General features: G+C 54.6%; 9 protein-coding genes. 6 read left to right on the forward strand and 3 right to left on the reverse strand.

Annotated elements, in window-relative coordinates; translation table 11 throughout:
• Nucleotides 1-110: 110 nt before the first annotated feature.
• Both IE090_RS16600 and gloA read right to left on the reverse strand, forming a co-directional pair.
• Nucleotides 111-863, reverse strand: a complete 753-nt coding sequence (locus IE090_RS16600; protein WP_189390155.1) for a substrate-binding periplasmic protein — start codon at nucleotides 861-863, stop codon at nucleotides 111-113.
• A gap of 62 nt (nucleotides 864-925) precedes the next feature.
• Nucleotides 926-1,480, reverse strand: a complete 555-nt coding sequence (gene gloA / locus IE090_RS16605) for a lactoylglutathione lyase (protein ID WP_189390157.1) — start codon at nucleotides 1,478-1,480, stop codon at nucleotides 926-928.
• A 120-nt stretch (nucleotides 1,481-1,600) separates the two neighbouring features.
• On the opposite strand from gloA, the gene IE090_RS16610 reads away from it, so the two are divergent.
• The 6 genes from IE090_RS16610 (at nucleotide 1,601) to IE090_RS16635 (ending at nucleotide 5,916) form a co-directional block, all read left to right on the forward strand.
• Complete coding sequence (locus IE090_RS16610; RefSeq protein ID WP_189390159.1) at nucleotides 1,601-2,872, forward strand: peptidoglycan recognition protein family protein; 1,272 nt, start codon at nucleotides 1,601-1,603, stop codon at nucleotides 2,870-2,872.
• Nucleotides 2,865-3,419, forward strand: a complete 555-nt coding sequence (locus IE090_RS16615; protein ID WP_189390161.1) for a hypothetical protein — start codon at nucleotides 2,865-2,867, stop codon at nucleotides 3,417-3,419. Before IE090_RS16610 ends, IE090_RS16615 begins: the two co-directional genes overlap by 8 nt.
• On the forward strand, nucleotides 3,416-3,952 hold the full coding sequence (locus IE090_RS16620) for a hypothetical protein (RefSeq protein WP_189390163.1): 537 nt from the start codon (nucleotides 3,416-3,418) through the stop codon (nucleotides 3,950-3,952). Before IE090_RS16615 ends, IE090_RS16620 begins: the two co-directional genes overlap by 4 nt.
• A complete protein-coding gene (locus IE090_RS16625) occupies nucleotides 3,939-4,568 on the forward strand; it encodes a hypothetical protein (RefSeq protein WP_189390165.1) in 630 nt (209 codons plus the stop codon). Before IE090_RS16620 ends, IE090_RS16625 begins: the two co-directional genes overlap by 14 nt.
• Before the next feature lie 60 nt (nucleotides 4,569-4,628).
• Complete coding sequence (locus IE090_RS16630) at nucleotides 4,629-5,084, forward strand: gamma-glutamylcyclotransferase family protein (protein WP_189390167.1); 456 nt, start codon at nucleotides 4,629-4,631, stop codon at nucleotides 5,082-5,084.
• 613 nt (nucleotides 5,085-5,697) lie between these two features.
• On the forward strand, nucleotides 5,698-5,916 hold the full coding sequence (locus IE090_RS16635) for a DUF6500 family protein (RefSeq protein WP_021453865.1): 219 nt from the start codon (nucleotides 5,698-5,700) through the stop codon (nucleotides 5,914-5,916).
• Between the two features lie 385 nt (nucleotides 5,917-6,301).
• On the opposite strand, the gene IE090_RS16640 is transcribed toward IE090_RS16635, so the two are convergent.
• The coding region (locus IE090_RS16640) for an IS110 family RNA-guided transposase (protein ID WP_189390168.1) at nucleotides 6,302-7,084 on the reverse strand (783 nt) is incomplete at its 5' end.

Genomic DNA, 7,084 nt, shown 5'->3' on the forward strand with positions numbered 1-7,084 from the left:
AGCAAAATCTGCGTTGCTCCACAGGGTACAGACTGTTGCGAAACCAACAGCGTGGGCAAACCTGTGTTGCCCCGTGCTGGTTTTATCAGGCAGCGCTTACTAGGAAGGGGTTACCAAGCATTTAGGCCGTAGTTGTCGAGAATGGCTTGCAGCTTGCCGCTGGATTTTAATTGTGGCATGGCGTCATTGACCAGCTGCATATAGCGCGCAGTTTTGTCGCTGTCTGGCGTGCAGGCGATGTACATAGGCGTTGCCTCGGTCAGCTGACCTGCGCTGATCAATTGCCCGCTGACGCCCATTTCTTTGGCTTTGGCACCAAGTACAAATTCGCTTTCTACCAGGGTATCTATGCGCCCGGCGAGCAGCTTTTTGATGTTTTTATCCAGTGCGCCATCACCGGAGACAAAAAAGAACGCCTGATCTTTGTGCTGCTCAGCAAAGGCATCAAACACTTCTCCATAGCCGTAGCCTGAAATCATGCCGGTACGCCGCTCAAGCAATTGCGCCAGCTCACCGTTGAAGCGCCAGCTGTCATCACGAGCAATAAAAAAGTGAACACTGTCTAGCCCCCAAGATTGCTCAGGGAAGGCCAAATCCGGGGCGTCTTCTTTATAAGCACCGACTACACAGTCGATTTTGCCACGTCGCACCTCATACAGCGCGCGCTCCCACGGCATGAGCTGATAATCCACGTTAATGCCGTGCGGCTCAAACACGGCTTGCGCCAGCTCGATCATGTAGCCTGGCTTGTCGGAGGCTGGGTCGCCATTCATCGGAAACCAATCGTCGGCACGAATGGTGAGGGTTTCTGCGCTGGCGGTCAGGCTGATCTGCAAGGCCAGCAGGGCAACTATAGGCTTCATAAGCGCCTCTTTGGGTTAAGGTCACTCTTGCAGCTTAGACAAACCTGCTGGCCTGGGAGGCGTTAGCCCAAATGATCTTTTAAGCCCGCTGGCAAACGTGCCGGCTCAAAGATTTCGATCCAGTAGCCGTCTGGGTCTTGGATAAAGGCAATGTCGTTCATTTTGCCGTCTTCCGGGCGCTTGGCGAAGGTGACGTTAAGCTCGTCGAAGCGCTGGCAAGCGGCGGTTAAATCTGGCACGGCAAAGCCAATATGGCCAAAACCACGCGGCTCGCTGTTGCCATTGTGGTAGTGCACGTCTGGGTCGTCTTCGCTGCCCCAGTTATAGGTCAGCTCTAGCATGGCCGGGCGGCTAAAGGTTTGCACCGTGCGTTCATCGACATCTGCCGACCAGTGTTGGCGCTGCTCGTCATTTAAAGCGGCGAGAAAAAACAAGGTGAAGCGCATTTCTGGAAACTCCAGTTTTCGCACCAGGGTCATGCCCATCACGCGGGTGTAAAAATCCAGCGACGTTTGTGGGTTTTTGATGCGCAACATGGTCTGGTTAAAAACAAAGCCCTCGGTGGCGCTGTCGTGTTGCTGATAAAGGCCAGGGGCGTCGTCAAAGTGGCGATTCATAATGTTTACCTCGTTGTCACTAACGGCGGCAGCATAGGCTTGTGAGCAGGGCATCGCAAGCGGGCTTGTCGCCCCGTGGGAATAGTTTAATCTGTGGTCGACCAGACAATGGAATGCCTTATGACTCATCCCGAACTCATTATTAACGGCTTAACCCTAGCCGCTGGCGGTGCCTTAATCGTCGAGCGGGCGACGGAATTTCTTAAGCATATTCAAAAACGCTTTGACCGCGAACAGGCTGAGCAGCGCTTGCTGCAAGTCGAGCTGGCAGAGCTGCGCCAGGCCAATCTGGCAGCGGAGCAAATCTTAGCCGGCGAAGTGCCAACCCCAGTAGATGAGCCCGATGATCGCGAGCAATACGCGCCAGTGCCCGTCATTGATCGCGCGCGTTTAAGCTTAAATTCCGCGCGGGTGCGGTTGTTTGTGCGCTTAGCACCGCTGGCGTTGGGGCTGATCATCGCCGGCGTGCTGGACTTGCACTTATTGGCCTTGATGCGTGGCGCTGAAGTGCTGCCGATGGCGCAACTATGGGCCAATGGCCAGATTGGCCAGGCGCTGTTGCAGTGGTTAGATACCCTGTTGAGTGGCGTATTTATCGCTGGCGGCAGCCAGCCAGTGCATGTGTTGATTCGCTTTTTGCGCGCAAGGCCGCTGCCGGCTCCCGTTCCTGAGGAAGACAGCGAAGTCAGTGCTGCTAATGTCGGTGATGTGTCCACCGACAGCCAGCCTGCGCCGCTGCGCTACCAAGGCGGGGTAAAGCCGCTGACATTAGAGCAGGTACATAAGCGCAGTGGCGATCCACAGCAAATCGTGGTGCATCACACGGCGATGAATGCCAACACCAGTTTCGCCACTATAGTGGATGAGTTTTTAGTCAATAAAGGCTGGCTGACCGGCTACCACGCGGTGATCATGCCCGACGGTCAAATTCATGCCTTTTGCCGCTGGGACCGGCGTGGCAACCATGCCCGTGGCCACAACGACCGCACTCTCGGCATTGCCTTTCATGGCAATTTTCACACCGACCCAGCCGATGCCTATGCCAATCACGATGGCCGCTACGGCCCGCAGCAACCGAGCGAAGCCCAACTCGATGCCGGGGCACGGTTAATCGCCGCTTGGATTCATCTTTACCCGCAAATGGATGGCATCGACGATGTCGTGGCCCACCGTGAACTGAGCGGTGCCAGCACCGTTTGTCCGGGCAATCAATTTCCGCTAACGCAGCTGCGCCAAGGGGTAGGGCAGTGGCTCAAGCGCTGGCAGCAGCCACAACATCAGGCACTGCTGGCGGCTTTGGCGCAACAGCCACGCATTTATTGCAGCGAGCAGCGCCCTGCTTGGCTGGCAACCGAAGAAATGGCCCATAGCGAGGAGGTGGCCCATGGATAGCGCTGAACCTGCCCTGGTGTTAATCACCATGACGTTATTTTTTTCTTTATTGGTAGAGCGCATCACCGAGTTGGCCATGGCACTGCTGGATTACGGCGATGTGCGTTTTCACTGGCATCGCTTTTGGCAGCAGCGCGCTGCCAAACTGGCTTGGCAACTGTCACAGCCGCGCGACCCTCGCTGGCAGCAAGAGTTGGCGCGCGCATTGGAGCGCTATTTAAGCTGCGAAGCCAATGGCGTCACCGCTGTGTCTGTGGCCAAGGTGCGACAGGCGTATTTACAGCTGGCGACCAAGCTGGTGGCCATCACGGTGGGCATCGTGCTGGCGTGGCTGATGGAGTTGAACTTGTTTGCTGCCATCGACCAGCTCAATGCCGCGGCATCCGCGCAAAGCATGCGCTATTTTTCCAGTGCGTTTTTACCCCAGCCGCTGGCGCTGGTGCTAACTGGCATCATTTTGGGCTTGGGCGCCGGGCCGCTGCATAAAGTCATCAGTGCGCTAGAGCGGGCGCGCAAAGACAAACAACCACCGGAGGCAAAGCCATGATGGATGCTGGTTTGTGGTTATTGGAGTACGGCGACTTGCTGTTAGGCGTCGTGCTGCTGTGGTGGCTGAGCGGGCGACTGCCGGGGCGGGCACGTTGGTATGTGCTGTCGTTTGGCTTGGGTTGGTTGGTGTTGCAGGGCTGGCAGCGACATCGCGCACGTCAGCGCTTTCTCGAGTTGGATGAGCAGCGCACCCAGCTGCGGTTAAGGCTGCAGCAGCTCAAACAACAGGCGCAGCAGTTAGAGCAGCAAAACCAAGCCCTCAATAACGAGGCCAGGCAACTGCGCCAGGACAGTGCTGCCCTGCAGCAACAGCTGGCGCAGCTGCAACAAGGCGACGAGCAACTGGCGCTGCGTCGGGTGCAATTAGAGCGCGACTGGCAAGCAGCTCAGCAGCGCGCAGCCGAGGTGCAGGCGCAAAATCAACAGGTGTTGGCGCAATTACAGCGCTTGCAAGCCATGCGTCAGCTGGTGGATGCCAATGCCAATGCCGAGGCGGACGCTGCCGAGGAGAGTCCTTATGTTGCGCCTTAACCAACCTTTGTCACTGCGGTGGTTGGCGCTGCTTGGCTTGGTGCTATGGCCGCTGAGCAGCGCGTGGGCGCAGGCCTGTGAGCTGATCGTGCAAGCCGACGACTTTGAGCGCCGCCAGGTCAATGGCGAATGGGTTTACCTGATGCCGGCGGCGCGCTTTGACGCCCTGCAACGTCAGGGCTGCATGCCGGTTACGCAGTTGCTGCAGAACAACCAGCAAAGCATTGCCGAGCTGCAGCGCCAAGTCGTCGAGCAGCAACAGCTGATTAACGATTATCAGCGGCAAATTGAGCTTTACCAGCAGGTGGTGGCTGAGGCCAGCCGCATTAATCAACGCTACGACAACCTCGCCAGCAGCTATCAGCAGCAACTGCAGCAACAGCAAAGTTTAATTCAGCGCTATCAACAAACCGCCGATGAGTTTGATGCTCTGGCTGGCGATTATCGCGACTTGGCAGCACAAGGGTTAAGCCGTTATCGCCTCGGCCTGGCACTCGGCGCTGGCAATGAGGGCATGGCCGGTGCCGTGCAATTTGGAGCTGGGCGCTGGCTGGTGCTGCTGCACAGCTTAGATGGCCGTGCCAGCGCTTTGGTCGGCACGGAAATACGCTTCTGAACTTGAAAGCCAGGCTCGCCGCCGCCAGCATAGTAGGCTGATTAGCCAGCCTGAGGATCTATGACCCAGCACTTATTTGTCTACGGCACCCTAAAGCAAGCCTGGCGGCGCCAGAAAACCGCTTTGGGAGCGGCCAGTGAGATCATTGAACAACTGCAGCAACAGGGACAATACCTGGGCGAGGCCAGGCTGCGCGGTGCGCTTTATCACCTTGGCCGCTATCCCGGGCTGGTATTAAACCCCATGGGCCTTTGGAGTCATCGCTGTCGCCTTGCCGGTGTGAGTGGCAGCGAATGGGTCTATGGCGAGCTGTGGCACATAGAAGAAGAGCTATGGCCCTTGCTGGACCGCTACGAAGGCGCCGACCGGCCACCCTACGAATACCACCGTTTGCGTGTGAGCGCCGTGATGGAGCCGGGCGACGAGCCGGCTGAAGCCTGGGCGTATGTGCTGAACACCAGCCGCTGGCAGGGCGAAGTGCCGGAGTGGATTGCCAGTGGGCGGTTTGAGGGGTAGGTGTTTTTAGTTGGGTTGTTGCGCTAGTAAACCGCTAGCAGATTTACAAACCGGGGTCAGAGCTTAAGCTCTGATCCCATTTTTATGTTTCTGCCAAGCCCTATGCCCTCCTTGAGGGATCTTATCCCTCATGCTGGGAAGGCGAGCTCCCTGCTAAGGCGCGGAAAGTCTGGGCGCGAAAGCGAGTAATCAGCAAATAAATGGCTAGAAACTCAATGTAAAGAGATACTGTTTATGCAACCAGTATATTTCTTCAGGCGACAAAAAGCTGGCACGTTTTTCCGGTCCGCTTGCCCGTATTTTCCCAGAGTGGTAGTTTAAACGTCAGAAAAATCAGTAAGTTAGCCTTGAACTGCCAGAAATTTCAGGCGTGGATAGTAGGCGAGCACGTTTTTCCAGGAGGGAATGTGAAAGAAAGGAAACTATCCAGTTGCAAATCAATAGGTTGGCAGAGATAGCTCGAATGGCTCTAGCTGGAAAAACAGGCACGCACACTATTAAACTGTTATGGCTTCCTCAAAAATGGCACTGTTTGGATAAACAGTATTTGTTGTTTGTGCTCTATTCGTTGTGTAAAGTATTGTTTTTAATTCAATCTAAGTGGACATAATGAATGCGTGAATCCTTACGTCGTAAAGTGTTAGATGTTTGTGCTAAGAAAATCGCACAAAAGGGCGAGAATGTTGGAGTTTCATTCTATGCATTTTTCGCTAATAAAAACGACGATCCAGAGTTGTTAATGGAGGCAGCTACTTGGTGGATTCAAACTCACCAGCTAGATCACTTCGAAAAAGCCTATAAAATCATAGAAATGATTGAATCAGGCAAGTAAAGAACGCGTTAAGTCCAAGCCATAACAAGGCGCTAAACTCGTTTGTTGTGGTCAACCCAAACCGGAAACAAACAGGACATATATAGACGCTCTCCCGGTGTCAAGGCATAAAGATGCCGTGGCGCCTGGACACCCCTGATTAACCTCTTTTTTACTCATCACTCGGTCGCTATGATGAACGGTGGTTCATGCGAGTTGGTGGTAGTGCTGACATATATTCGGCTTCTGATCAGACCTTGGCCTGGAGCCCTGATGAGATCCGCACCTTCCCACCTAAAAACACCCACTCGATCTTTTACGATCGTGTCCAAGCCAGGTTCTGGGAAGGGCGGATAACCCCGTTTATTTCATCACACTAACGACTACCCAGATAAGATAAATACGTTTACGCTGCTTTAAATGCCTCGCTTTTTTGTAGCAAGATCCAGCTAATGCGTGCCAGTTTATGAGCAACGGCGACCACGCCTTTTTGCAGCCCACGGCGGAGAATGATCTGGTTAATCCAGTTACCTAATTTTGTATCGCCTTGCCGCTTGGCCCATCGAACAGTGTGCCTGGCTGCTTGGACAAATAGCTTGCGCAAATAACGATTCCCGCGTTTGGATATACCCGCCATGGTCGACTTGTGGCCACTGGCTTTTTGTACCGGTGTTAACCCTGTCCATACGGCGAAATCTCGTGCGTGAGCAAATGCCTGCCCTTTGCCAATGGTCGACACAATCGCGCTGGCAATGTGCGGACCAATGCCGGGGATGGTTTGCAGATACTGGCACTCTTCATTTTTTGCGGCGTAGTCTGCAAGCACTTTTCTCAGGTGCTCAAGCCGACGACTCAGAGAATCGTATTCAACCAATGTGTGCTCAATCTCTTTGCGAATAATGGCAGATAAGGCTGGGTCTTCCATCGCCTCCCTCAGCTTCACTGCTAAGGCTTCAATGCCTTCTGGAAAACTGTAACCATAATCGGCCAATAAACCGCGCATTTGATTCATTAACCCGGTTCGAGTCGCCACGCACCGCTCTCGAATGCGATGCAACACCTGGATATCCTGCTGCGACTCTGATTTAACCGGCACCATGCGCATGCCAGGTCGTCGTGCTGCTTCTGCAATCGCCAACGCATCGTTGCGATCATTTTTATTACCGCGCACAAAAGGCGTGACGTGTTG

It is taken from the genome of Bacterioplanes sanyensis (genome assembly GCF_014652515.1).
Lineage (GTDB): Bacteria > Pseudomonadota > Gammaproteobacteria > Pseudomonadales > Oceanobacteraceae > Bacterioplanes > Bacterioplanes sanyensis.

What these genes read in the sequence shown, in the direction of transcription:
- IE090_RS16600 (WP_189390155.1), bottom strand. Translation starts at nt 863, where the DNA reads ATGAAGCCTATAGTTGCCCTGCTGGCCTTGCAGATCAGCCTGACCGCC.
- gloA (WP_189390157.1), bottom strand. Translation starts at nt 1,480, where the DNA reads ATGAATCGCCACTTTGACGACGCCCCTGGCCTTTATCAGCAACACGAC.
- IE090_RS16610 (WP_189390159.1), top strand. Translation starts at nt 1,601, where the DNA reads ATGACTCATCCCGAACTCATTATTAACGGCTTAACCCTAGCCGCTGGC.
- IE090_RS16615 (WP_189390161.1), top strand. Translation starts at nt 2,865, where the DNA reads ATGGATAGCGCTGAACCTGCCCTGGTGTTAATCACCATGACGTTATTT.
- IE090_RS16620 (WP_189390163.1), top strand. Translation starts at nt 3,416, where the DNA reads ATGATGGATGCTGGTTTGTGGTTATTGGAGTACGGCGACTTGCTGTTA.
- IE090_RS16625 (WP_189390165.1), top strand. Translation starts at nt 3,939, where the DNA reads ATGTTGCGCCTTAACCAACCTTTGTCACTGCGGTGGTTGGCGCTGCTT.
- IE090_RS16630 (WP_189390167.1), top strand. Translation starts at nt 4,629, where the DNA reads ATGACCCAGCACTTATTTGTCTACGGCACCCTAAAGCAAGCCTGGCGG.
- IE090_RS16635 (WP_021453865.1), top strand. Translation starts at nt 5,698, where the DNA reads ATGCGTGAATCCTTACGTCGTAAAGTGTTAGATGTTTGTGCTAAGAAA.